Source organism: Superficieibacter sp. BNK-5 (genome assembly GCF_047456055.1).
GTDB lineage: Bacteria > Pseudomonadota > Gammaproteobacteria > Enterobacterales > Enterobacteriaceae > Superficieibacter.
In genome coordinates this window covers 3,035,958-3,061,462 of the sequence record NZ_CP179893.1, presented here as the reverse complement: position 1 = coordinate 3,061,462, position 25,505 = coordinate 3,035,958, and the positions used below count along the sequence as shown (strand labels likewise).

General features: G+C 54.4%; 22 protein-coding genes and 1 pseudogene. 14 read left to right on the top strand and 9 right to left on the bottom strand.

The window, feature by feature from the left end; genetic code table 11:
- The first annotated feature begins 336 nt into the window (after window positions 1–336).
- The 6 genes from rhtA to ybiO all read left to right on the top strand — a co-directional run bounded on the left by rhtA (window position 337) and on the right by ybiO (window position 6,957).
- Window positions 337–1,227 carry a threonine/homoserine exporter RhtA gene (rhtA, locus tag ACMGGS_RS14690; RefSeq protein ID WP_414163235.1) on the top strand — a complete coding sequence of 297 codons (891 nt, stop codon included), beginning with the start codon at window positions 337–339 and terminating at the stop codon, window positions 1,225–1,227.
- Window positions 1,228–1,523: 296 nt separating this feature from the next.
- Window positions 1,524–2,027, top strand: a complete 504-nt coding sequence (gene dps, locus ACMGGS_RS14685) for a DNA starvation/stationary phase protection protein Dps (RefSeq protein WP_103675503.1) — start codon at window positions 1,524–1,526, stop codon at window positions 2,025–2,027.
- A gap of 361 nt (window positions 2,028–2,388) precedes the next feature.
- Window positions 2,389–3,135: a glutamine ABC transporter substrate-binding protein GlnH gene (gene glnH / locus ACMGGS_RS14680; protein ID WP_176920550.1), complete on the top strand. Its 747-nt coding sequence runs from the start codon at window positions 2,389–2,391 to the stop codon at window positions 3,133–3,135.
- A gap of 72 nt (window positions 3,136–3,207) precedes the next feature.
- Entirely contained in the window at window positions 3,208–3,867 is a 660-nt protein-coding gene (glnP, locus tag ACMGGS_RS14675; RefSeq protein WP_176920549.1) for a glutamine ABC transporter permease GlnP, read from the top strand.
- Entirely contained in the window at window positions 3,864–4,586 is a 723-nt protein-coding gene (gene glnQ, locus ACMGGS_RS14670; RefSeq protein ID WP_176920548.1) for a glutamine ABC transporter ATP-binding protein GlnQ, read from the top strand. The genes glnP and glnQ overlap by 4 nt, the downstream gene beginning before the upstream one ends.
- A 112-nt stretch (window positions 4,587–4,698) precedes the next feature.
- Window positions 4,699–6,957, top strand: a complete 2,259-nt coding sequence (ybiO, locus tag ACMGGS_RS14665; RefSeq protein WP_414163234.1) for a mechanosensitive channel protein — start codon at window positions 4,699–4,701, stop codon at window positions 6,955–6,957.
- On the opposite strand, the gene rlmF is transcribed toward ybiO, so the two are convergent.
- Entirely contained in the window at window positions 6,954–7,880 is a 927-nt protein-coding gene (gene rlmF / locus ACMGGS_RS14660; RefSeq protein ID WP_414163233.1) for a 23S rRNA (adenine(1618)-N(6))-methyltransferase RlmF, read from the bottom strand. The genes ybiO and rlmF overlap by 4 nt on opposite strands.
- Window positions 7,881–7,975: 95 nt before the next feature.
- On the opposite strand from rlmF, the gene ACMGGS_RS14655 reads away from it, so the two are divergent.
- The 3 genes from ACMGGS_RS14655 to ybiJ all read left to right on the top strand — a co-directional run bounded on the left by ACMGGS_RS14655 (window position 7,976) and on the right by ybiJ (window position 9,542).
- Complete coding sequence (locus ACMGGS_RS14655; protein WP_194205530.1) at window positions 7,976–8,596, top strand: flavin reductase family protein; 621 nt, start codon at window positions 7,976–7,978, stop codon at window positions 8,594–8,596.
- A 133-nt stretch (window positions 8,597–8,729) separates the two neighbouring features.
- Window positions 8,730–8,996, top strand: coding sequence for a DksA/TraR family C4-type zinc finger protein (locus tag ACMGGS_RS14650; RefSeq protein WP_176920544.1), 267 nt, complete (start codon window positions 8,730–8,732; stop codon window positions 8,994–8,996).
- A gap of 285 nt (window positions 8,997–9,281) precedes the next feature.
- Window positions 9,282–9,542 carry a DUF1471 family protein YbiJ gene (ybiJ, locus tag ACMGGS_RS14645; RefSeq protein WP_414163232.1) on the top strand — a complete coding sequence of 87 codons (261 nt, stop codon included), beginning with the start codon at window positions 9,282–9,284 and terminating at the stop codon, window positions 9,540–9,542.
- Between the two features lie 126 nt (window positions 9,543–9,668).
- Here the strand turns inward: ybiJ and ybiB are convergent, their stop codons facing one another.
- From ybiB to ACMGGS_RS14610, 7 genes are all read right to left on the bottom strand, one after another.
- A complete protein-coding gene (ybiB, locus tag ACMGGS_RS14640) occupies window positions 9,669–10,637 on the bottom strand; it encodes a DNA-binding protein YbiB (protein WP_414163231.1) in 969 nt (322 codons plus the stop codon).
- 26 nt (window positions 10,638–10,663) lie between these two features.
- Window positions 10,664–12,811 carry an ATP-dependent DNA helicase DinG gene (dinG, locus tag ACMGGS_RS14635; protein WP_414163230.1) on the bottom strand — a complete coding sequence of 716 codons (2,148 nt, stop codon included), beginning with the start codon at window positions 12,809–12,811 and terminating at the stop codon, window positions 10,664–10,666.
- Window positions 12,812–12,960: 149 nt separating this feature from the next.
- Window positions 12,961–14,289, bottom strand: coding sequence for a 6-phospho-alpha-glucosidase (locus ACMGGS_RS14630; RefSeq protein WP_414163229.1), 1,329 nt, complete (start codon window positions 14,287–14,289; stop codon window positions 12,961–12,963).
- Window positions 14,290–14,297: 8 nt separating this feature from the next.
- Window positions 14,298–15,905 (bottom strand): PTS transporter subunit EIIC, encoded by a 1,608-nt coding sequence (locus ACMGGS_RS14625; protein WP_414163228.1) that lies wholly within the window; start codon window positions 15,903–15,905, stop codon window positions 14,298–14,300.
- A 134-nt stretch (window positions 15,906–16,039) separates the two neighbouring features.
- On the bottom strand, window positions 16,040–16,774 hold the full coding sequence (locus ACMGGS_RS14620) for a GntR family transcriptional regulator (protein ID WP_414163227.1): 735 nt from the start codon (window positions 16,772–16,774) through the stop codon (window positions 16,040–16,042).
- A 117-nt stretch (window positions 16,775–16,891) separates the two neighbouring features.
- Window positions 16,892–18,238, bottom strand: coding sequence for an ATP-dependent RNA helicase RhlE (gene rhlE / locus ACMGGS_RS14615; protein ID WP_414163226.1), 1,347 nt, complete (start codon window positions 18,236–18,238; stop codon window positions 16,892–16,894).
- A gap of 210 nt (window positions 18,239–18,448) precedes the next feature.
- Window positions 18,449–19,213, bottom strand: a complete 765-nt coding sequence (locus tag ACMGGS_RS14610; protein WP_414163225.1) for a DeoR/GlpR family DNA-binding transcription regulator — start codon at window positions 19,211–19,213, stop codon at window positions 18,449–18,451.
- A gap of 160 nt (window positions 19,214–19,373) precedes the next feature.
- Here ACMGGS_RS14610 and cecR point away from each other — a divergent pair, with 160 nt between their 5' ends.
- The 5 genes and pseudogenes from cecR (at window position 19,374) to ACMGGS_RS14585 (ending at window position 25,023) form a co-directional block, all read left to right on the top strand.
- Window positions 19,374–20,042: a transcriptional regulator CecR gene (gene cecR / locus ACMGGS_RS14605; protein ID WP_414163224.1), complete on the top strand. Its 669-nt coding sequence runs from the start codon at window positions 19,374–19,376 to the stop codon at window positions 20,040–20,042.
- 4 nt (window positions 20,043–20,046) lie between these two features.
- A complete protein-coding gene (gene hlyD / locus ACMGGS_RS14600; protein WP_194205521.1) occupies window positions 20,047–21,042 on the top strand; it encodes a secretion protein HlyD in 996 nt (331 codons plus the stop codon).
- A complete protein-coding gene (locus tag ACMGGS_RS14595; protein WP_414163223.1) occupies window positions 21,035–22,774 on the top strand; it encodes an ATP-binding cassette domain-containing protein in 1,740 nt (579 codons plus the stop codon). The genes hlyD and ACMGGS_RS14595 overlap by 8 nt, the downstream gene beginning before the upstream one ends.
- Window positions 22,764–23,896 (top strand): annotated as a pseudogene (locus ACMGGS_RS14590) (ABC transporter permease). Before ACMGGS_RS14595 ends, ACMGGS_RS14590 begins: the two are co-directional and overlap by 11 nt.
- A gap of 20 nt (window positions 23,897–23,916) precedes the next feature.
- A complete protein-coding gene (locus tag ACMGGS_RS14585; protein ID WP_414163222.1) occupies window positions 23,917–25,023 on the top strand; it encodes an ABC transporter permease in 1,107 nt (368 codons plus the stop codon).
- Here the strand turns inward: ACMGGS_RS14585 and ACMGGS_RS14580 are convergent.
- Window positions 24,985–25,395: a YbhQ family protein gene (locus ACMGGS_RS14580; protein WP_414163221.1), complete on the bottom strand. Its 411-nt coding sequence runs from the start codon at window positions 25,393–25,395 to the stop codon at window positions 24,985–24,987. The genes ACMGGS_RS14585 and ACMGGS_RS14580 overlap by 39 nt on opposite strands.
- Window positions 25,396–25,505: the final 110 nt, after the last annotated feature.

Genomic DNA, 25,505 nt, shown 5'->3' with positions numbered 1-25,505 from the left:
GCTTCTAGTAAGTCCTAAGTTTTAAATATATCAAAATGCTAAGAAACTTTTTGCAAATTGCGTTGTCCCGTTAGTCATTTCCTGTAACGAAACATTTCCATTCCTGACTATCCCTTTCAAAAAACAGCGCTTTTATCGCAGAGGCCGTCATTATGACGCGCCCGGGTGATTGCAATCATCGGATTACTCTCAATCTCCGGTAGATTTTTTTGCGCACATTCTGATTCACGCGATGAATTATAAGCATTCTTTTTTCAACGAAGACTAAACTGTCGACGCCGGGTCCATTACACTGGTGACTTTTACTTCTTTTGACAAATATTGACGGGAGAAAGGATGCCTGGGCTGCAGCGTAAAATGCCGATCTGGTTACCTTGTGTTATTTTATTGGTCGCGATGGCCTCCATTCAAAGCGGCGCTTCGCTGGCAAAAACGCTTTTTCCACTGGTAGGGGCACCCGGCGTGACGGCCCTGCGTCTGGCATTGGGGACGCTCATTTTGATTGCCGTCTTTAAGCCGTGGCGATTACGTTTTGCAAAAGATCAGCGCTTACCTCTGTTGTGCTACGGCGTGTCGCTGGGGGCAATGAACTACCTGTTCTATCTGGCTATTCAGCGTATTCCGTTAGGTATTGCAGTAGCGCTGGAATTTACCGGTCCGCTGGCGGTGGCGCTTTTTGCCTCGCGCCGTGCGGTTGATTTTGTCTGGGTGATCCTCGCAGTGCTCGGTCTTTGGTTTTTGCTGCCGCTGGGCAAGGACGTGGCACACGTTGACCTCACGGGTACTCTGCTGGCGCTGGGTGCCGGGGCATGCTGGGCGGTTTATATTCTCTCGGGCCAGCGCGCCGGGGCGGAACATGGTCCGGCGACGGTGGCGATGGGATCGCTGATTGCGGCGGTTATTTTCGTGCCTTTAGGCGCGTTGCAGGCGGGAGAGGCCTTATGGCACTGGTCTATTTTACCCCTGGGGCTGGCGATTGCCGTCCTGTCGACGGCGCTGCCCTACTCGCTTGAAATGATCGCCCTAACTCGCCTGCCGACGCGCACCTTCGGTACGCTGATGAGTATGGAACCGGCACTGGCTGCCATTTCGGGCATCATTTTCCTTGGTGAAACCTTAACCTTTACGCAAACACTGGCGCTGGGTGCCATTATTGCCGCCTCGATGGGGTCAACGTTAACCCAACGGCGGGAGCCAGAGATTAAGCGCATTAAAATCAAAAAATAATACTATTCTGCATGGTATGCATAGCCATGCAGAATATCCGCATCTTACCCGCAGTATTATTCCGCCGTTTTTCGTTGCGTTATAAATAATAATGCTAAGGCTATCTAACTTTTTAATGGAATTAAGAATCATTTACCAGAAGAGAAAGTAACTCGTTGATATTTATAGGTGCTCATATTAACAACAGACCTATGCTATTAAACTGATAGGTACAGACTGAATAGCAGAGTTAAAAAGCGGTGCTATACTTAATCTCGAAATTTACTTAGGAACCCACATCAAGAGGATATGAGATTATGAGTACCGCTAAACTAGTCAAAACAAAAGCGTCTAATCTGCTTTATACTCGCAACGATGTTTCGGACAGCGAGAAGAAAGCCACCATTGAACTGTTAAATCGTCAGCTGGTTCAGTTTATCGACCTGTCGCTGATCACCAAACAGGCTCACTGGAACATGCGCGGTGCTAACTTCATTGGTGTTCATGAAATGCTGGATGGCTTCCGCACGGCGTTAACCGATCATCTGGATACCATCGCTGAACGTGCCGTTCAGTTGGGCGGCGTTGCCCTGGGCACCACGCAGGTCGTTAACAGCAAAACCGCGCTGAAAAGCTACCCGCTGGATATCCACACCGTTCAGGATCACCTGAAAGAGCTGGCCGATCGTTATGCGATTGTCGCAAATGATGTGCGCAAAGGCATTACCGAAGCGAAAGATGAAGATACCGCGGATATTCTGACCGCTGCCTCACGCGATCTGGATAAATTCCTGTGGTTCATCGAATCTAACATCGAGTAACCATAAGAAAATCCTGTCACCCCGTCGTCATCCGGCGGGGTAAGATGCACCGTGAAGGTGCATTTTTTTTGCCCTGCGCCCGCTAAAGTTAATCACTCGTAACAAGCACCTCACAAAATCGTTAATAAAAGATTGTTTTCCCCCCGGATTCTGCGATAAAAATCAACTCAGGCTATAACATCAGACTGGCGCACCAAAATGGTGCCCTGAGATAGTGCATAAAACCGTGAAACGATCATTTTTGTGCACTCGCCTGCCGCTCGGTTACTGTAAAAACAATGAGTTGTAAAAGTGGCACGATTTTTTCATACCACCGTTGGTTCTTGCAGGGGATCGCCCCGTGAATATAAAAGGAAATGCTATGAAGTCTCTATTTAAAGTTTCCCTGGCTACGCTCGCGCTGGCTTTCGCAGTTTCTTCTCACGCAGCAGATAAAAAACTGGTTGTCGCCACCGACACCGCGTTCGTTCCTTTCGAGTTCAAACAAGGCGATAAATATGTTGGTTTCGATGTCGACCTGTGGGCCGCCATCGCGAAAGAACTGAAGCTGGATTACACCCTGAAACCGATGGATTTCAGCGGCATCATCCCCGCTCTGCAAACCAAAAACATCGACCTGGCACTGGCCGGGATCACCATTACGGAAGAGCGTAAAAAAGCGATCGAATTCTCCGATGGCTACTACAAAAGTGGCCTGCTGGTGATGGTCAAAGCGGATAACAACGATGTTAAATCGGTAAAAGATCTGGACGGTAAAGTAGTTGCCGTGAAGAGCGGTACCGGTTCCGTTGATTATGCGAAAGCGAACATCAAAACCAAAGATCTGCGTCAGTTCCCGAACATCGATAACGCCTATATGGAACTGGGCACCAACCGTGCAGACGCGGTAATACATGATACGCCAAACATTCTTTACTTCATTAAAACGGCGGGCAACGGCAAGTTCAAAGCCGTAGGCGAGTCGCTTGAAGCACAGCAGTACGGCATCGCCTTCCCGAAAGGCAGCGACGATCTGCGTGAGAAAGTGAATGGCGCACTGAAAACGCTGCGCGACAACGGCACCTATAACGAAATCTACAAAAAATGGTTCGGCACTGAACCTAAATAATAGGCTTTGATGCACGCTTCTGGGGGCGGCTTTCGCCCCCTGTTCTATTTAACGCGGTAACAGGAATTTATTATGGAGTTTGACTGGAGTGCCATTTGGCCTGCCATTCCGATTTTGCTGGAAGGGGCCAAAATGACGCTGTGGATCTCGGTCCTTGGCCTTGCAGGCGGTCTGATTATTGGTCTGCTGGCGGGGTTTGCCCGCTCTTTCGGTGGCAGGATCATTAATTTCATCGCCCTGGTGTTTATTGAAATCATTCGCGGCACCCCGATTGTCGTGCAGGTGATGTTTATCTACTTTGCACTGCCGATGGCCTTTAATGATTTGCGCATCGATCCCTTCAGCGCGGCGGTGGTCACCATTATGATCAACTCCGGGGCGTATATCGCGGAGATCACCCGTGGTGCGGTACTGTCGATTCACAGAGGTTTTCGCGAAGCGGGGCTGGCACTGGGTCTGTCACGATACGAAACCATCCGCCACGTCATTCTGCCGCTGGCGCTGCGCCGTATGCTTCCGCCGCTGGGTAACCAGTGGATCATCAGCATCAAAGATACCTCCCTGTTTATCGTCATCGGCGTTGCCGAACTGACGCGTCAGGGGCAGGAGATTATTGCCGGTAACTTCCGTGCGCTGGAGATCTGGAGCGCTGTCGCCGTCATCTATCTGATCATCACTCTGGTTCTGAGCTTCGTTCTGCGCCGTCTTGAAAAAAGGATGAAAATCCTGTGATTGAATTTAAAAACGTCTCCAAGCATTTTGGTCCCACTAAAGTGCTGCACAATATTGATCTGCACATCACCCAGGGCGAAGTGGTGGTCATTATCGGCCCGTCAGGTTCGGGAAAATCGACGCTGCTGCGCTGTATCAACAAGCTGGAAGAGATTACCAGCGGCGAGCTAATTGTTGACGGCCTGAAGGTAAACGATCCGAAAGTGGACGATCGTTTAATTCGCCAGGAAGCCGGGATGGTGTTCCAGCAGTTCTATCTGTTCCCGCATCTGACGGCGCTGGAAAACGTGATGTTCGGCCCGCTGCGGGTGCGCGGAGCGAAAAAAGCGGAGGCTGAGAAGCTGGCACTGTCGCTGCTGGCGAAAGTGGGCCTTGCTGAACGTTCGCACCATTATCCGTCAGAGCTTTCCGGCGGCCAGCAGCAGCGCGTGGCGATTGCCCGTGCGCTGGCGGTGAAACCGAAGATGATGCTGTTTGATGAGCCAACCTCTGCCCTCGACCCGGAGCTGCGCCACGAAGTGCTGAAAGTGATGCAGGATCTGGCAGAAGAAGGCATGACGATGGTTATCGTGACCCATGAAATCGGCTTCGCCGAAAAGGTAGCTTCGCGTCTGATTTTTATTGACCAGGGGCGGATTGCCGAAGATGGTCATCCACAAACGCTGATTGAAAATCCACCCAGCCTGCGCCTGCAGGAATTTTTGCAGCACGTCTCCTGATCCCTGACCCGCCCCTTTCGGGGCGGGTTTTCCAGAATGTTCTCAATTCCCGCCATGCCATTATGGGGTTCTATACTTATCATTTTGTTATAGATTCTCATCGGAGGAGCTCATGCCGGGGATTGTGTTGCTACTTATCAGTCTGCTTAGCGCCCCGCTGCACGCGGCGACGATCCCAGGCGTCACTACCAGCGCCCCGGCAGCGAAGGACGAAAAAAACCAGCCCAGCGAGCCGGATCTCGCGCAGAAAAAAGCGGCTTATGCCGCACTGGCTGACGTCCTGGCTAACGACACCTCCCGCGACGAGCTGATTGAACAGCTTCGTCAGGTGGCCGCTACGCCACCGCCGGAACCGGTCCCTGCCATTGCGCCGCCGGAGGCAAAAGAAGAGACAACGGTGCTGGAAAACGTCACTACCGTAGGCCGTTATTATGGCGAACAACTCTCCTCCCGCTTTGCCCAGCTTTATCGTAATATCACCGGATCCCCGCACAAGGCTTTCAATCCCCATACGTTTACCAATGCGCTCACCCATTTTTTGATGCTGGCAGGCATGGTCTTCGCCTTCTACGCGGTGATCCGCATCGCCGCGCTACCGCTTTATCGCAGAATGGGCCGCTGGGGACGCAAAAAAAATCGCGAGCACGGCAACTGGCTCCAGCTTCCCGGCATGATCATCGGCGCGTTTATCATCGATTTATCGCTGCTGGCACTGGCGCTTTTTGTCGGCCAAATCCTGATTGATAATTTCAATTCCGGCAGCCAAACCATCGCGTTCCAGCAGAGTCTGTTCCTTAGCGCTTTTGCCCTGATCGAGTTTTTCAAAGCGATTCTGCGCCTGATATTCTCTCCGCGCGTCCCTGAGCTGCGTCCGTTTTCAATCACCGATGCGTCGGCCCACTACTGGAATCTGCGTTTGAGCGCGCTCAGTAGCTTAATTGGCTACGGGCTCATCGTGGCGGTGCCGATTATCTCCAATCAGGTCAATGTCCAGTTCGGGGCGATGGCGAACGTGGCGATCATGTTGTGTATTACGCTGTGGGCGCTGTATCTGATTTTCCATAACAAACAGAAAATCACCGAGGATTTGCTGCATCTGGCCGAGCGCTCGCTCTCATTTTTTAGTCTGTTTATCCGCGCCTTTGCCCTGGTGTGGCACTGGCTGGCCACCGCTTATTTTATCGTGCTGTTCTTCTTCTCCCTCTTTGATCCAGGTAATAGCCTGAAATTTATGATGGGTGCCACGGTACGCAGTCTGGCGATTATCGGCCTGGGCGCGTTCGCGTCCGGCATCCTTTCGCGCTGGATCGCCAAACGCATTACTTTGTCCCCTCAAACGCAGCGCAACTATCCTGAACTGCAAAAACGGCTTAACGGCTGGCTTTCCACGGCGTTGAAAGCCGCGCGCATTCTGGTGGTTTGCGTAGCGATTATGCTGCTACTCAGCGCGTGGGGACTATTTGATTTCTGGAACTGGCTGCACAACGGCGCGGGTGAGAGGACCGTTGATATTCTGATCCGCATCGCGCTGATCCTGTTCTTCTCGGCGGTGGGCTGGACGGTGCTGGCAAGCCTGATCGAAAATCGCCTGTCTTCCGATATTCACGGTCGCCCGCTACCGAGCGCCCGTACCCGCACGCTGCTGACGCTGTTCCGTAATGCGCTGGCGGTGATTATCAGTACCATCACTATCATGATCGTGCTTTCTGAAATCGGCGTGAATATCGCCCCGCTGCTGGCGGGTGCCGGGGCGCTGGGGCTGGCTATTTCGTTCGGTTCACAAACGCTGGTGAAAGATATTATCACCGGGGTCTTTATCCAGTTTGAGAACGGGATGAACACCGGCGATCTGGTGACTATTGGGCCACTGACTGGCACGGTCGAACGGATGTCGATTCGCTCGGTCGGAGTGCGTCAGGATACCGGCGCGTACCACATTATTCCGTGGTCCTCGATCACCACCTTCGCCAACTTCGTGCGCGGCATCGGATCGGTGGTGGCGAACTATGACGTCGATCGTCATGAGGATGCCGATAAAGCGAATCAGGCGCTGAAAGAGGCGGTGAACGAATTGATGGAAATGCCCGATATTCGCGCGCTGGTGATTGGCGAGCCGTCGTTTGCAGGCATTGTCGGCCTGACTAACACCGCCTTTACCCTGCGCGTCTCGTTTACTACCCAGCCGCTGAAACAGTGGACCGTTCGTTTCGCACTGGACAGCCAGGTGAAAAAACATTTCGACCGGGCCGATGTTCGCGCCCCGGTGCAAACCTGGCAGATCCTGCCATCGCCAGGGGCAACGATGCAGCAGCCGGGAACCATGCCGCCAACGGGCGTGGCTCCCCAGCCGCCTGCCGAGCCGACGCTTTAGCGGGCGCGAGCCAGGAAACGACGGCGCTGGTCTTCGTCGAGGAAGGTCCAGGCGATAAAGCGACTCTGCTTTTGTCCCTGGGCCATCTCTTTTTTCACTACTTTGACCGCCCCTGCTGCCGTCAGCGCAGGATACAACAGCGGCAGGTTTTCACCACGGGACACCAGTGAGCTAAACCACATCACCTGACGGGCGAACGACTTGCTCTCTTCAATCATCTGCTGAATAAAGCGCACTTCCCCACCTTCGCACCACAATTCCTGCTGCTGGCCGCCAAAGTTACGCGCATCAGCCTGCTTTTGCCCCAGATTACGCCGCTTGCGCTCGTTGCCTTCGCGCGCCGCTTCGGCGGAGTCATGAAACGGCGGATTACAAATAGTGGCGTCATACTGTTCGTTTTTATGAATGATGCCGCGAAAAATAGCCGCTTCATCTTTCTGTTTACGCAGACGAATGCTACGGTTCAGGCCCGGATTGCCGTTCACGATGGCCTGGGCGCTGGCAAACGCCTCGGCATTGACCTCGGTGCCGGTAAAGCGCCAGCCGTACTCATACGCGCCAATCAGCGGGTAGATACAGTTAGCGCCAACACCAATATCCAGCACGCTGGCCTGACGGGGAATTTCACCGCCGGTTTCTGACAGCAGGTCGGCCAGATGATGAATATAATCCGCCCTTCCCGGCACCGGCGGGCAAAGAAAACCGTCCGGGACATCCCACTGCTGCACGCCGTAAAAATGCATCAGCAGCGCTTTGTTCAGTGCCTTAACGGCCCGCGACTCGGCGAAGTTAATGGTCTCTTCGCCGGAGGGGTTGGTGGTGATAAATTCAGCAAGCTCCGGGCACGCGACGCAGAGGGTGGGAAGATCGTAGCGGTCACGGTGGCGGTTACGCGGGTGTAATCCCGGTTTCTGGGCATTCATAGCTTTCTCCTGTCGATTGCCGCGTAAGATACCCGTTGACGCCGGGCGGGTAAATAAGTGAGTCTGGAGAAATCCGTTTTTTGCTGAGGAAAACTATGTATTTTTATCAGCCGTCGCAGGGGCATGGCCTGCCGCACGATCCGCTTAACGCTATTATTGGCCCCCGTCCTATTGGCTGGATCGCCTCGCAGGACGCGCAAGGGAAGGCCAATCTGGCTCCGTACAGCTTTTTCAACTGCTTTAATTATCGGCCACCGATTATCGGTTTTGCCAGTAGCGGCTGGAAAGACAGCGTGCGCAATATCGTCGAGACCAAAGAGTTTGTCTGGAATCTCACCACCCTGCCGCTGGCGCGTCAGATGAACGAAACCTCCGCCACTCTGCCGCACGGCGAGAATGAGTTTTTACGCGCCGGACTGACGCCTGCGGCCAGCCGCCTCGTCAGCGCCCCGCGCGTGGCAGAAAGCCCGGTCAACTTCGAATGTCGTCTGTCGCAGTGCATTCAGCTCACCGGCGCGGACGGCACGGCGGTAGACACCTGGCTGGTACTGGGGGAAGTGGTGGCGGTACATATTGATGAGTCGCTGCTGGAGGATGGTATCTATCAGACCGCCAAAGCGCAGCCAGTGCTGCGGGCGGGAGGGCCATCAGCGTATTACAGCATTGATGAAGCTCATCGCTTTGACCTTATCCGCCCGGATGCACGTCAGGAATAATTTTTACCCTTCTCACTCATCCCTATGCCTTATATGGCTTGCCGCGAATGGTCCTAAAACCCCGCGCCGCGCCCTTGTCTGCACAAAATTTGACCCCATTTTGCTATAATGAAGTAAATCTCAGGAGGTAAAAATGGCATCAGGTTGGGCAAATGACGGTGCTGTACAGGATCAAATCGACAGTACCATTGAAGATGCGGTTGCACGCGCGCGTCGTGACCTGCCAACGGGTGAAAGCGTCGAATTTTGTGAAGAATGCGATGAACGTATTCCGGAGGCACGTCGTAAAGCAATTCCCGGCGTGCGGCTGTGCGTCAACTGTCAACAGAAGAAAGATTTAAAAAATGCGAAATTTTCAGGATATAATCGCCGTGGTTCAAAGGATAGCCAGTTACGCTGACTATTCTTTGCCGATACTGACAGCTTCTCAAGGTAACTTTACGAGCACGGATTTTAAAGTCCAGAGTAGCAAACTGTGCCTTTAAACTTTTTCTGGCCGTGCTCATCTTCCTTTCATCCCAAAAGCCGAAAATAATTTATTAATAATCAATAAATTATTATTCCATCAAATTTTTCGAACAACGTCGTCAATTCTCTTCGATTTTATCTCTCGAAAAAAAGCGTGATACTTATCACATCGACGGAACATCGTCACATTAACAGAATAACCTGCGAGAGATTAACTATGAAAACCATCAAATATGCTGTTGCTGCTATTGCTCTTTCTACCCTTTCCTTTGGTGCTTTTGCTGCTGAAGCCGTCAATCCGGCTCAGGCACAAAACATGAGTAAAGTCGGCGTGGTCTCCGCTAACGGCGCGACTACGCTGGATGGCCTGGAAGCACGTCTGGCAGAGAAAGCTGCTGCCGCTGGTGCAAAAGGCTATAGCATCACCTCTACCAACGGTAACAACAAAATGAGCGGCACTGCGGTTATCTATAACTAATTGCGGCTTTGTTTTGACCTGACCCGCTGGCCACCCACTTGCGGGGCGCATTAACCCTCATTATTGACTCTGTGTTTGTTACCCTTTTTGCCCGTCCATGCTGGACGGGCTTTTTTTGGCGTCAGCTTAGTAACTCTGCGCAACGCGGGCCAGCCCGGACGCCAGAGAATCCACTTCGCCGGTTGCTAATAAGCAGCAGGCAATCTGAGTTTTTAATGACTGCGGCACCGGCTCGCAGCCGCTGACGCAGCGCTCAATCCAGCGCGCGGTAACTTCAGGATCTTTACTCTCCGGCAGCGATGGCACATTGTCTGCTGTGAGCTCCTGACGTTCGCTGATAACCCGCACGCCGCCCGCGTCGATCAGGCTGATCGATGGGCAACGTTGCGGACTGGCGTACACTTCACCTTCAGTTCCTTGCATTAGCAATCCGCGCCCGCCAATATCGGTGAAAAATTGCGCCACCCGGGTGACGTATTCGGGATGTGAAACGCTGGAGAGACGCAGCGCAGCCTCTTCTGCAAACGGCGTTGCCAGTTTTGCCAGGGTGTGCGCGCTGTTACGCACGCCCATTCGCCAGCGCAGCGCCAGCTGTTTTTCCAGCGGCGGGCAGAATGCGCTGACCGGAATATACACCGGCTGCGAGCCGTCGAGTTTCGCCTGCGCCTGCCCGGCATGATGCGTGGCTTCGATGCCCAGCAGGGAAAAGATGGTTTCCGTCAGCACGCGTCCGGGATCTTCACTCACCCCATGAACCACCACCGGAAAGCCGAACTTATGCAGCAGGATCGCCAGCAGCGGCGTCAGATTGGCCTGCTTTCGCGCCCCGTTGTAGCTCGGAATAACAACGGGCATTGGCTTCGCCACCGGTGGCGTCAGGCGCATCACCTGCTTTTGCATTGCCTGATAGAACCCCTGCATCTCGGCTTCACCCTCGCCCTTGATACGCAGGGCAATCAGAATGCCGCCCATTTCGAGATCGTCCACCTCGCCATTAAGCATCCGGGTATACAGCTCTCGCGCGGTGTCGACATCCAGATCGCGGGCGTGATTTTTCCCCCGCCCCACTTCTTTGATGATCTTGCGGTAATCCATCCAACGTCCTCCTGCGGCTCACATCATTAACGTCGTTTGCGACGAGTTGGTTTTGTTTTGGTTTTGTTAACTATAACGTCAGGCACGACAGGTTGGGAAATCGGAAACACCGGCAACGCATCCAGCAGCCGCTTACCGTAGTTTTTCGTCAGCAGGCGTTTATCATAAATCACCACTTCCCCCCAGCAACTGTGGCTGCGGATCAAGCGTCCCACTTGCTGAATGAGATTGAAAGAGGCGCTGGGCAGGCTTTGTACTTCAAACGGATAACGCTTCAGGCTTTTCAGCCACTCACCTTCGGTGATCACCACCGGACTGTCGATAGGCGGAAAAGCGATTTTATGAATATGGACCTGGCTTAACAGCTCACCTTTAAGGTCCAGCCCTTCGGCAAAAGATTGCAGCCCGACCAGCACGCTGCGCTCGCCAGCTTCCACCCGTTTGCGATGCAGCTCCACCAGCCGATAGCGCGGTTGGTCGCCCTGCACCAGCAACAGCAGACGCAGATCGGTAACGTGCTCCAGAAAGCGCTGCATCGCGCGACCGCTGGCAAACAGTACCAGCATACCGCGATGCTTTTTGCTCTCCAGCTCCTGACGGAAAAACGCCGCCATTTCGGCAACGTGCTGCTCTTCGTTTTCCATCAGCGGCTCATAGTGCATCTGCGGAATAATAATTTTGCCCTGCTCCACGTGGTTGAAGGGCGAGTCCAGCGCCACAAAGCGGTCGCCCGCCTTCTCTTTTAAGCCGCTCATCTCCTGCAAACGGGAAAAACTGTTGAGCGAACGCAACGTGGCGGACGTAACGATAATGTGCGGCACGCTGCGCCAGAGCAATTTTTCCAGCTGATCGCTGACGCGGATACCAACACAGTGAAAGAACATATGCATTTGCCCTTCACGGACATCCCGCGTCGCCCATTTTGACACCGGCGCACCGGAGGCGTGCGCCAGCGAGGCCAGACGCCAGAGTTTACTCTGCGCCTCAAACATCCCCAGCGCACGGTTCATTTGCAGGATCACCCGGTGCAGGCGAACGATATCGTGCGAACCGGTTTTTTCACCCAGATCGTTGAGAAACGCCTCGGCCAGCCCGCGCAGCAGCTCGGTCAGTTTTGCCAGCCGCTGACAAATGGTCATGACTTCTTCCGGTAACTCCCCCATCACAAAGCGATGCTCCGCCTCCTGAGTAGCCGGAAGGTATACATTCAGAATCGCATTCAGGGAGGCAATCAGTTCATAAAGTTCTTCGCAGTGGGCGTTAAGGCGCTCGGGCGTGGCGAGCGGCGGCAGGGTTTTCGGGCGAAACTGCTCAAGGCAGGTTGCGACCAGTTTGGTAAAAAGATCGAGCTGAAGCCTATACCACGGCGCGGTAATTTCAGCGCTCATTTCCAGCGCATCGCGCGCGACATCGGGCAGGTGATGGCCTTCATCGAGCACCAGCAGCAGATTTTTCGCTTCTGGCAGCACCGCTTCGCTCTCCATTGCCGCCATCACCAGTGCGTGATTGGCAACCACCACCTCCGCTTCCTGGATCTCACGCCGGGCAACAAAAAACGGGCATTCCCGGTAGTAGTGACAGTTACGGTTCAGGCAGCTGGCTTTGTCGGTGCTCAGACGTCGCCATAGATCGTCACTGATGGCGCGGTCGGTATGATCGCGCAGGCCATCCCATTTATAGCTATCGAGATCGCTTTTTAGCGTCGCGCAATGCTGCTGCTCTTCTTTGTTATTTGGCGTCAGCTCATCATCAAGAAAGGCCAGCAGATCCTGCTGGGTTTCTTCCGTACTGGCGAGGGCGGTGAGATTACGTGGGCATACGTAGCGGCCGCGCCCAAATGCCGCCGTGAAGCGCAGCTCAGGAATGATTTTTTTCAGCAGCGGTAAATCTTTGCTGTAGATTTGGTCCTGGAGCGCCACGTTGGCGGTGCTGACCACCAGTGTTTTTTGCTCTTCCCTGGCAATCGCAATACCGGGGATCAGGTATGACAGCGTTTTACCGACGCCCGTCGGCGCTTCAATCGCCAGATGCCGCCCTTCCTCGCCGGCGAGGGTTTTCGCCACGTCAGCAATCATCTGCCGCTGCGGCGGACGCGGGATAAACTCCGGGATTTGCTGTTGCAGCGCCTTATACCAGGCAGCGATTTGCGCTTTTAGCGCGGGAGTAAGGGCCATCGTAAAACCTGAGATACTGTATAAACAGCCACTATTGTGCCATTTTTCAGCCTGCCGGGGTATGGGTTTTTGGAATTGTGGAAAGCAACTCGCAAATAATTCACAGGTTTAAACGGGTTCCCTCTCCCTCACAGGAGAGGGGAAAGGCGTTAACGCAGCTCCGGCCAGTACTCTTTATTCGCTTCAATCAGCGCATCCAGTACCTGACGTGCTTTTTTCGCATCGACGATCGTGCGGTTAAGCGTCAACGCCTGTAGGGCTTTAGTGTAGGAGCCTTCAAACCACGCCTCAACGGTCAGCCGTTCATAAGCAAACTGCTGCTCAATCAGCCCTTTGTAGAAGGTCGGGATTTTCCCTACGCCATACGGACGCGGCCCATTGCAGCCAATTTCTGCCGTCAGTTCGACCATAACATCGTCATCCAGGTTCTCAACCAGTCCGTTATTGGGCAGCATCACAATGAATTTTTTCTTCAGATTGAAGGCGATAGCTTCGGCCAGCTCGACGATCATGTCGCCGTGCGCGTCGTTGTGTACCACGTGTACGTTGCGCGTCGTCCCTTCGGCAACTGCGGTGCGGCACTCTTCAAAGACCCGCTTTTCGCGCCCGTTAATCACTTCATTGGCGCGGGTAAAGTTGGGGTCCAGTTTGGAGAATTTATACTCCGGGTAAAGGTAATATTGCAGATAGGTGTTCGGCAGATAATCCGGGAAATCACGCAGCATATCGGCCACTGCCGCGTAGGTTTCCAGCCAGGATTTATCGCGCTGTTCGGCGTCCGCCGGTTTAAAACCGTTGGCGGCAATATAGGCCTTCAGTTCCGGGACAAGGTCATTGCCGTTTTCATCATACAGATGGGTAAACCAGCCGAAGTGGTTGAGGCCAAAATAGACCGGATCGAAGGTTGCCGGGTCGCGGTTCAGCAGGCGTCCGTAAGAGCGCAGCAGGTTGACCGGCTGATCGCAGATATTGAGGATGCGTTTATCTTGTGGAAAACGCTTGTTCAGGGCATCCGCCACGATTGCCGCCGGGTTGGTGTAGTTAAGGATCCAGGCTTGCGGCGAACGGGCGCGGACTTTCTCGACCAGCGCAATCATGTCGCGAATGGAGCGCATACCGTAGGCAAAGCCGCCTGCGCCGCAGGTTTCCTGCCCGATAACGCCAAGGCTTAGCGGAATTTTTTCATCTTTCTCGCGCATCGCATAGCCGCCGGTGCGCATCTGACAGAAGATGAAATCCATATCATTAAACGCGACCTCTTCGTCGGTGGTATAGGTAAATTCCAGTTCCGGATATTCTTCGCTGAATAAGACTTTAGCGTAGTCGCCAATCACCGCCTGGCGTTCACTATTCACGTCAAACATCACCAGTTTTTTTAAGGGCAGACGCGCCTTGAGTTTGCATAACGCTTTTAATAATCCCGGCGTCCATGTGGAACCCCCACCGACTAATACGATATTAAAATGTTTTTTCATCATCAGTTCTCTTATTGCGTCTGTTGAACGAGTAAATGTTGTTTCACCGCGCTGGCAATGCTTTCTACCTGCGGCCCGTAAATAACCTGAATGTCATTATCCGTCGCGCGGATAAACCCGCTGGCACCGCTGCGCCTGAGCGCGGCTTCATCGACTTTTTGCATATCGATTATTTTTACCCGCAGGCGAGTGAAGCAGCAGTCGACCTGCTGGATATTTTCCTGACCGCCGAGGCCGGCAATAATATGCGCGCTATGTTCATCCGCCGGTAATTCCCTGGCACTGGCTACCGGCACCGCACTTTCTTCTTCGCGGCCTGGCGTTTTGACGTTGGTGCGTAAAATGATCCACTTAAAGGCGAAGTAGTAGACCGGTGCCCAAATAGCGCCCAGCAGCAGGCTAAACCACCAGTGAGTTTTCGCGCCGCCCAATACGCCAAAGACAATAAAATCAATCAATCCGCCCTGAATATTGCCGATCATCATCTCAAGCAGTTGCGCGCAGGCAAACGACAGCCCGGTCATAACGGCGTGGAAAATAAAAAGTAGCGGCGAGACAAAGATAAAGCTGAACTCCAGCGGCTCAGTAATGCCGGTAGTGAATGAGGCCAGTGCGCCGGCCATCATTAAGGCTTTCACCCGCTGTTTATGCTCCGGCTTCGCGCAGCGGTACATCGCCAGCGCGGCGGCGGGCAGACCAAACATCATCACCGGAATTTTGCCCTGTGCCAGAAAGCGCGTGGCTTCGCGGGTAATATCGTCAGCCAGCGCACCAGGATGGGCCAGCGCGTAGTTAAATATGGAGAGCGCACCGATGACGCTTTCGTTATTGACATTAACCATGCCGCCGACCGGCGTAAAGCGCACGGTTTCATTAAGAATATGATGCAGCCCGGTGGGTATTAAGATGCGCTCGGTGAAGGCATAGATAAAGGTGCCAAATGGGCCAGACTCACCGATAAATTGTCCGAGATGGATAATCGCGCTGGCAATCACCGGCCATACCAGCGACATTAAAACGCCCACCAGCGGCAGAACAATAACCGTAATAATGGGAACAAAGCGGCGGCCACCAAAATAGGCGATGGCCGCCGGGAGTGTAATCGTATAAAAGCGGTTATGCAGAATCACCGTTACCATCCCGGCGATCACCCCGCCGAGGACACTCATCTGGTAGGAAAAAATACCGAGGGTGTTGGCAAATTCCGCGGAATACATCACCGCCTCGGTCTGGCTATAGCCTTTCGCCATAAAAGCCGCCGCCGACGTCGTCTCTGGCGTTAATCCCTGCGCCAGCAAACTGTAATTAACCCCAACGTGAAAAGTAATAAAACCAATGACCGCTGAGAGCGCCGCCGTCGGCTTTTCATCGCGTGCCAGACCAATCGCACAGGCAATGGCAAACAGCAGCGGTAGATTGGCGAATAAGGCCCCGGCGACCTTGCGAATAAAGCCAATCACCTGCTGCATCATTTCAGCATGGATAATGCTTTCGCCGACGATTGCCGGATTCTGCAAGGCCGCCGCCAGACCAAGAAAAATACCGGCGGCGGCGATCACCGAGATTGGCATCATTAATGCCTTACCTAAATCTTGTAAAAACTCACCTGCCCGACTCATATCGCATTCCCTGTAAGGTAGAAGTGGCTTAACAGACTACGTGTTAAGTCGAGTATAGATGACTTACATGTATAGTTGTCTAGCCCACTAATTTAAAAACAGGAGATTGATCACATAATCATCAGCGGGTGCGATCAGGGACGCGCAGCGGTGAGGGTAAAGCGGTAATGCTGCTGGTTGTAGTAAATTTCTGAGATTTCAAAGGGGGTGTTGTCGCGTAGCATGGCAACAGAGGTCGCATGCAGCACCGGTTCGTCGCGGTTAATGCCTAACATATCGCGCACCTCCTGCGAAGGAAGCTCGGCGCGGATCTCCTTTTCAGACCGTTCAACGGTAAAACCTTTGCGGCTGATATACGCGTATTTTGACGCATTCAGATCGGCTTCACTTAAATCGGCAAAGGGCTGAGCGATCATCCACGACTGCTCAAAAACAAAGGGAATATCGCCCACCAGCCGTAACCGCTTCATAAACCAGACATCCTCGCCCGGTGTAAGGAGGAGCGTATGCGCAATTTCTGCCGTTACCGGCTGGCGAATAAGGCATATCAGGCGATTAACCACCGGTTCATCCAGCCCCAGCGTGGCCTCGCTGGAGGAAAGATGGCGATCGAGCGGCAGTGAGATGCGCAGATTTTTGCTGTTCTGTACAACGAATGTTCCCTGCCCGCGCCGACGTTCGACTTTGCCCTGCCGGACCAGATAATCCACCGCTTTACGCGCGGTCATGCGGGAAATAGTGAACTGCTGACAGAGTTCATTCTCGGAAGGGATGGCATCACCGGGACGCAGCAACCCTGCGGTAATTTGCCCGGTAAGATATTGTTCAAGTTGCAGATAGACCGGCACGGTAGAGTGTTTATCAATCATTAACGATGCTCCCTGTAGAGAGTATTATGTTAACTACCCGGCCGCAAAGTGACAACGTCTCTTCAGAAAAGACGCCCCTGGCTGAAAAGAAACAGGCCGGATGGTCCGGCCTGAGAATTATACTGCTGAAGGTTTACGCGGACGGGGACGACGCGGCTTTTCGCCGGCCGGTTTGCCGTCATTGCTGCGCGGGCCTCTGCCTTTCGGCGCGCCGCCGTCGGTACGACGAGGCTGTTGCTGACCGCGACCACCGCCGCCCTGTCCACGACCGCCGCCACCGCCACGCTGCTGCTGACGACCATTCTGAATCGGCTCCGCTTTAATCGAAGGATCCGGCTCGTAGCCTGCCAGCGCAATGCGCGGGATCTCTTTTTTCAGCAGGCGCTCAATGTCGCGCAGCAATTTATGCTCATCAACGCAAACCAGCGACAACGCTTCGCCGGTCGCCGCCGCACGCCCGGTACGACCAATGCGGTGTACGTAATCTTCCGGCACGTTTGGCAGCTCGTAGTTCACGACGTGCGGCAGTTCTTCGATATCCAGACCACGCGCCGCGATGTCGGTCGCAACCAGTACGCGAATATCGCCGGATTTAAAGTCGGCCAGCGCCCGGGTACGCGCGCCCTGGCTTTTATTGCCGTGGATCGCCGCGCTGCGGATCCCGTCTTTATTCAGTTGTTCCGCCAGGTGGTTAGCGCCATGCTTGGTACGGGTAAAGACCAGCACCTGCTGCCAGTTACCTTCGCCGATCATTTGCGACAGCAGTTCACGTTTGCGTTTCTTATCAACCAAATGCACATGCTGAGTCACCTGCTCAGAAGCGGTATTACGGCGCGCCACTTCAATTTCCAGCGGATTATGCAGCAGCTTTTCGGCCAGACCTTTGATGTCGTCGGAGAAGGTGGCGGAGAAAAGCAGGTTCTGACGCTTCGCCGGCAGTTTAGCCAGCACGCGGCGGATGTCGTGAATAAAGCCCATGTCCAGCATACGGTCGGCTTCATCGAGCACCAGCACTTCAATATTGTCTAATTTGACCGCGTTCTGATGTTCCAGATCCAGCAGGCGGCCCGGCGTGGCGACCAGAATATCCACGCCGCTGCGCAGTTTCATCATCTGCGGGTTAATGCTTACGCCCCCAAACACCACCATGGAACGGATGTTGAGGTATTTACTGTACTCAAGGACGTTTTCACCAATCTGCGCCGCCAGTTCGCGGGTAGGCGTCAGGATCAGGGCGCGGACCGGGCGTTGCCCTTTTGCCGGCGCTCGTTTTGAAAGATGCTGAAGCAACGGCAACGTAAATCCGGCGGTTTTACCCGTCCCGGTCTGGGCGCTGGCCATAATATCGCGGCCTTCCAGCACGGCGGGGATCGCCTTCTGCTGAATGGGAGTCGGCTCACGGTATCCCTGCTCTGCAACAGCGCGCAGAATTTCAGGGCTCAGGCCAAGGGAATCAAAAGACATAACAGCTCCATACCACCCTGACCGTTACCGGTGTAGTTTTCAGGGCGATAGCAATAAGGCAGATGACAAAAACCACAATGTCATGAAGGGGCGGAGTGTAGCAGTTTTTGTGACGTGGCGCATAAATATCCCACCTGACGTAAGGCCTCTGCCGGTCAGCGAGCGACATCACGCATAAATTATCATCATATGGCACAGCCTCTTTACCGATTATGTAGCAATGTCGATGCGCATATCGACGTGGGTAAAATCAGCGATACTGGTGTCGGTACTTACCACTGCAATGTCGATATCTTCACAGGAGGCGACTTTATAGCGGGCCACCTGGGACATTTTATCTGCCGTGACCGCCGCAATCACCTCATTGCTTTGGCTTAACACCTCTTTTTTGAAGCAGGCATCTTCATAGTAAACCGCGCTCAGTCCTGCCTGGGGATCAAGCCCGCAAACGCCAATAAACGTTTGATCGAAAATTATCCCCTGGATTTGCTTCACCGTATCCGAACTGAGTGTGCTTCCGGTCAGCGGGTTAATCTTGCCGCCCAGCAGAATGACCTCGCCGTTGCGGCGGCTACTGAGGGCGGTGGCGATTTGCGGTGAATTGGTGACGATGGTCAGCGTCAACGCAGCGGGGATAAATTCGACCATCTGAAGGTAGGTGGAGCCTGCATCAATAAAAATACAGCTATCTGGCCCGATCATTTCTGCGCATCGTCTGGCAATGCGCGATTTTTCTTCGATATTTTGCGTGGCCCGCACGTCAAAAAGTGCGGATTGTTTAATCTGACTGACGGCACCGCCGTAAACTTTTTTGCAGATCCCTCGCCGGGCGAGTTCTTGTAGATCCCGGCGGACCGTATGCTCCGAGACGCCCAGTTTACGCGCCAGATCGACCCCGATTACGCGCCCCGTTTCGGTGAGCATCTGCTCGATCAGCGATAACCGCTGCTCGGGGAATGCATCATAATCTGCCACGTCAGACCCTCAATAATGTTAATACGGCATAATTTATCATGAAATATCACCCCCTTCACAACGCTGAAGTTCGCCTGATAAAAATGCCTGCCGTGAATGGACAAGCTTAAAAATCCATCATAATATTAATCAATCGATTGATTAATATTATGAGCATCCGATGAACGTCACTCCAGCCACCACCAAAGGCGAACAGGCTAAAAGCCAGCTTATTCACGCGGCGCTGGCGCAGTTTGGCGAATATGGGCTTAATGCCACGACCCGCGAGATAGCGGCTCAGGCCGGGCAAAATATTGCGGCGATCCCCTATTATTTTGGCTCTAAAGACGATCTGTACCTCGCCTGCGCCCAGTGGATCGCGGACTTTATCAGCGTGCAGTTTCAGCCCCATACCGAGGCCGCGGAGAAGCTGCTGGCCCAGCCGACCGTAGACAAAGACGCGGTTCACAGGCTGATCCTCAACGCCTGTGAAAATATGATCGCCCTGCTCACCCGCGATGAAACCGTGAACCTGAGCAAATTTATCTCCCGCGAGCAGCTCTCTCCCACTGCCGCCTACCGGCTCATTCATGACCAGGTGATCGCCCCGATGCATACGCATTTCACCCGGCTGATTGCCGCGTATACCGGGCTGGATGCCACAGATACCCGCACGATTTTGCATACCCATGCCCTGCTCGGTGAAATCCTCGCCTTCCGTCTGGTACGTGAAACCATACTTCTGCGCACAGGCTGGTCACAGTTTGATGAGGAGAAAGCTGGGCTGATTTTCCAGACCATTTCCTGCCATATCGATCTTATTCTGCATGGTTTATCCAAAGGAGCCTGACGTCATGAAAAAACCTGTCGTTATTGCGCTGGTTGTCGTGGTATTGCTGGCCGCCATCGGCGGTGGCTGGATGTGGTATCACAGCAGGCAGAATCAGCCGTTGACCCTGTATGGCAACGTGGATATTCGCACGGTGAATATGAGCTTTCGCGTGGGTGGCAGGCTGGCTACGCTTAAGGTGGATGAAGGGGATACTATTCAGGCGGGTCAGGTGCTGGGCGAACTGGATCGTGCGCCTTATCAAAATGCGCTGATGCAGGCCAAAGCCAACGTTTCTACTGCCCAGGCAAAATACGATCTCACCATGGCAGGTTATCGGGCGGAAGAAATTGCTCAGGCCAGCGCGGCGGTTAATCAGGCGCAGGCGGCGTATCAGTACGCGCAGAACTTTTATCAGCGCCAGCAAGGGCTATGGAAAAGCCGCACTATTTCGGCCAACGATCTGGAAAACGCCCGCTCCTCACGCGATCAGGCGCAGGCCAGCCTGAAATCCGCCCAGGATAAACTCAGCCAGTTCCGCGCCGGTAATCGGCCACAGGAAATCGCTCAGGCGAAAGCCAGCCTGGAACAGGCGCAGGCACAGCTGGCGCAGGCCGAACTGGATTTGCAGGATACCACCCTTATCGCCCCCGCCGGCGGTGCGCTATTAACCCGCGCCGTGGAACCGGGCAGCATGTTAAACGCCGGCAGCACGGTACTTACCCTTTCGCTCACCCGTCCGGTGTGGGTACGTGCCTATGTGGATGAGCGCAATTTGCATCAGGCGCAGCCGGGCCGTGAAATTCTGCTTTATACCGATGGTCGTCCGGATAAGCCTTACCACGGTAAAATTGGCTTTATTTCGCCGACGGCGGAGTTCACGCCAAAAACCGTGGAGACGCCGGATCTGCGCACCGATCTGGTTTACCGGATGCGAATTATTGTGACGGACGCCGACGATGCCCTGCGTCAGGGGATGCCCGTCACGCTGAGATTCAATCAGGACGCGGCTGATGAGTGAAGCGCTTATCACCCTTAACGGGCTGGAAAAACGCTTTGCCGGGATGGATAAACCCGCCGTCGCCCCGCTGGACTGCACGATCCGCGCAGGCTACGTCACCGGGCTGGTCGGCCCCGATGGCGCAGGCAAAACTACCCTGATGCGGATGCTGGCCGGTCTGCTGAAACCCGACGGCGGCAGCGCCAGCGTCATCGGCCTAGATCCGATTACCGATGATAGCGCGCTGCACGCCGTGCTCGGCTACATGCCGCAAAAGTTTGGCTTGTACGAAGATCTGACGGTGATGGAAAACCTGACGCTGTACGCCGATTTGCGCAGCATCACCGGCGACGCCCGGCAGAAAACCTTCGAACGCCTGCTGCAATTTACCTCGTTGGGGCCGTTTACCGGCCGATTAGCGGGCAAGCTGTCCGGCGGAATGAAACAAAAACTGGGGCTGGCCTGCACCCTGGTCGGTGAGCCAAAAGTATTGCTCCTGGACGAGCCGGGCGTCGGTGTCGATCCCATTTCCCGCCGCGAACTGTGGCAGATGGTGCATGAACTGGCGGGCGACGGCATGCTGATCCTCTGGAGCACTTCCTATCTTGACGAGGCAGAACAATGCCGCGACGTGCTGCTGATGAACGAGGGAGAGTTGCTCTATCAGGGTGAACCGAAGGCGCTGACCCAGACTATCGGCGGACGCAGTTTTTTACTCCACAGCCCGCAGGAAAATAACCGTCAGTTGTTACAGCGGACGTTGAAATTGCCGCAGGTCAGCGACGGCATGATTCAGGGGAAATCGGTGCGGCTGATCCTGAAAAAAGACGCGGCCCCCGAAGACGTTCGCCGTGCAGAAGGGATGCCGGACGTCGAGATGCGCGAAACATCGCCGCGCTTTGAAGATGCGTTTATCGATCTGCTGGGCGGCGCGGGCACCGCTGAGTCGCCGCTGGGCGCGATCCTGCATACGGTCGAGGGGACACCGGGCGAAACGGTGATTGAGGCGAAACAGCTTACTAAAAAGTTCGGGGATTTCGCTGCTACCGATCACGTGGATTTTACCGTCAAGCGTGGAGAGATTTTTGGCCTGCTGGGGCCGAACGGCGCGGGAAAATCCACCACCTTCAAAATGATGTGCGGCCTGTTGGTGCCAACCTCCGGCAAAGCGCTGGTACTGGATATGGATCTCAAGGTCAGTTCCGGCAAGGCGCGGCAGCATCTGGGCTATATGGCACAGAAATTTTCCCTCTACGGCAACCTGACCGTCGAGCAAAATCTGCGTTTCTTCTCCGGCGTCTACGGGCTGCGGGGGCGCGCGCAGAATGAAAAAATCTCCCGCATGAGCGAGGCGTTCGGCCTGAAAAGCATCGCCAGCCACGCCACCGACGCGCTGCCGCTGGGCTTTAAGCAACGGCTGGCGCTGGCCTGCTCGCTAATGCACGAGCCGGATATTCTGTTTCTTGATGAGCCGACCTCCGGCGTCGATCCCCTTACCCGCCGCGAATTCTGGCTGCACATTAACAGCATGGTGGAAAAAGGGGTAACGGTGATGGTCACGACGCACTTTATGGATGAGGCGGAATACTGCGATCGCATCGGGCTGGTGTATCGCGGCAAGCTCATCGCCCACGGCACGCCGGACGACCTGAAAGCCCAGGCCGCCGACGATGAGCAGAGTGACCCAACCATGGAGCAGGCATTTATCACGCTTATCAATAACTGGGATAAGGAGCATGCCGATGAGCAGTAGCGCCCTCTCCTGGCGACGCGTCCGCGCGTTGTGCGTCAAAGAGACGCGGCAAATCGTCCGCGATCCGAGCACCTGGCTGATTGCCGTGGTGATCCCCCTGCTGCTGCTGTTTATCTTCGGCTATGGTATTAATCTTGACTCCAGCAAGCTGCGGGTCGGTATTTTGCTTGAACAACACAGCGAAGAGGCGCTGGACTTCACCCACGCCATGACCGGCTCGCCGTATATCGACGCCACCATCAGCGACAGTCGCCAGCAGCTTGTTGAGCTGATGCAGGCCGGACGCATTCGCGGGATCGTGGTGCTCCCGACAGACTTTGCGCGCAAGATGGCGCGCGACGGTGATAAGGCGCCGATTCAGGTGATTACCGACGGCAGCGAGCCGAATACCGCCAACTTTGTGCAGGGTTATGTCGAGGGGATCTGGCAGATCTGGCAAATGCAGCGGGCGGAGGATCGGGGGAAACCTTTGAGCCGTTGATTGATGTGCAGACCCGCTACTGGTTCAACCCGGCGGCGATCAGCCAGCACTTTATCATTCCGGGGGCGGTGACCATTATTATGACGGTAATCGGTGCGATCCTCACCTCGCTGGTGGTGGCACGCGAATGGGAACGCGGCACGATGGAGGCGCTGCTCTCGACCGAGGTCACGCGCACTGAACTGCTGTTGTGTAAGCTTATTCCCTACTATTTTCTCGGTATGCTGGCGATGCTGCTGTGCATGCTGGTATCGGTGTTTATTCTCGGCGTGCCGTACCGCGGTTCGCTGCTGGTACTGTTTATTACCACCAGCCTGTTTTTACTCAGCACACTGGGAATGGGATTGTTGATATCCACCATTACCCGCAACCAGTTTAACGCCGCACAGGTAGCGTTGAACGCCGCGTTTTTACCCTCGATTATGCTGTCCGGGTTTATTTTCCAGATAGACAGTATGCCCGAGGCGATCCGGGTGGTGACCTATATCATCCCGGCGCGTTATTTCGTTAATACGCTGCAAAGCCTGTTTCTGGCGGGGAATATCCCCACGGTGCTGGTGATAAACGTGCTGTTTTTGATTGCCTCGGCGGTGATGTTTATCGGGCTGACGTGGATGAAAACCAAACGGCGGCTGGATTGATGGTGTTAACAGGAGACGCTATGTTTTATCGCTTATGGACGTTGATTCGCAAAGAGCTACAGTCGCTGCTACGCGAGCCGCAGACGCGCGCCATTCTGATCCTGCCAGTGCTGATTCAGGTATTTCTGTTTCCGTTTGCCGCCACGCTTGAGGTCAGCAACGCTACTATCGCTATCTATAACGAAGATAACGGTAAACATGCTATTGAGTTAACCCAGCGTTTCGCCCGTGCGAAAGCCTTTACCCATGTCCTGCTGCTGAGAAGCCCGCAGGAGATCCAGCCGACGCTGGACAGGCAAAAGGCGCTGCTGCTGGTGCGCTTCCCGGCGGATTTCTCACGCAATCTTGACGCCCTCCAGCCCGCCCCCATGCAGCTCATCCTCGACGGGCGCAACTCAAACAGTGCGCAAATCGCCGCCAACTACCTCCAGCAGATCGTCAAAAACTATCAACTGGAGCTTACCGAAAACCAGCCGAAGCCAAACAACAGCGAGCTGGTGGTGCGCAACTGGTACAACCCGAATCTGGATTACAAATGGTTTATCGTGCCATCGCTGATTGCGATGATCACCACCATCGGCGTGATGATTGTCACCTCGCTTTCCGTCGCGCGCGAACGCGAGCAGGGAACGCTGGATCAGCTACTGGTGTCGCCACTGGCAACCTGGCAAATATTTATCGGCAAGGCGGTACCGGCGCTGGTGGTGGCAACCTTTCAGGCTTCAGTGGTCCTGGCTGTCGGCATCTGGGCCTACCATATCCCCTTCGCCGGATCGCTGGGGCTGTTTTACTTCACGATGATTATCTATGGCTTGTCGCTGGTCGGTTTTGGGCTGCTGATCTCATCGCTGTGCTCGACGCAGCAACAGGCGTTTATCGGCGTATTCGTCTTTATGATGCCCGCCATTCTGCTTTCCGGCTACGTTTCGCCCGTTGAGAACATGCCGGTATGGTTGCAGAACCTGACGTGGGTCAATCCGATCCGCCACTTTACCGATATTACCAAGCAGATCTATTTGAAGGATGCGAGTCTGGAGATTATCTGGGGAAGCCTGTGGCCGCTACTGGTGATAGCGGCCACCACGGGATCAGTGGCGTATATGATGTTTCGCCGCAAGATCGCCTAACTTTTTATCTTTCGCCAGCAGGGAAACCACCGCAGGGCCGGCCAGGATCGCCAGCCCGGCGACGGCCAGCAGAAGATTATTTTGCACGACGCGGGAGATCAGCCACAGCACAATCAGCGCGGTGCCAAAATACCAGGTGGTGGTCAGCTCTTCCAGGACATCAGCAACGTCGCGCCAGCGCCTGTCATGGTGGCGCTGCAACGCCAGCATCAGCACTACCGTCACGCTGTAAACCACGCATAAACCCAGCCCGACACGGACCATTATGCCGCCCATCCAGCTGGCAACCAATAGCGCCACAATCAGCAAATGCAACACAATCTGCCAGCAACTGAGACCCGTTGCGACACGAACACGTTGTTGCCACTTCATGGCATTTCTCCTGAAGAATTTTTAACTGATATCTCAGACTACCGGACTTTACGGAAAATTCCGTAACAACGCATCTTTTTGTGACGCCTACTACACTATTTTAAACAGGA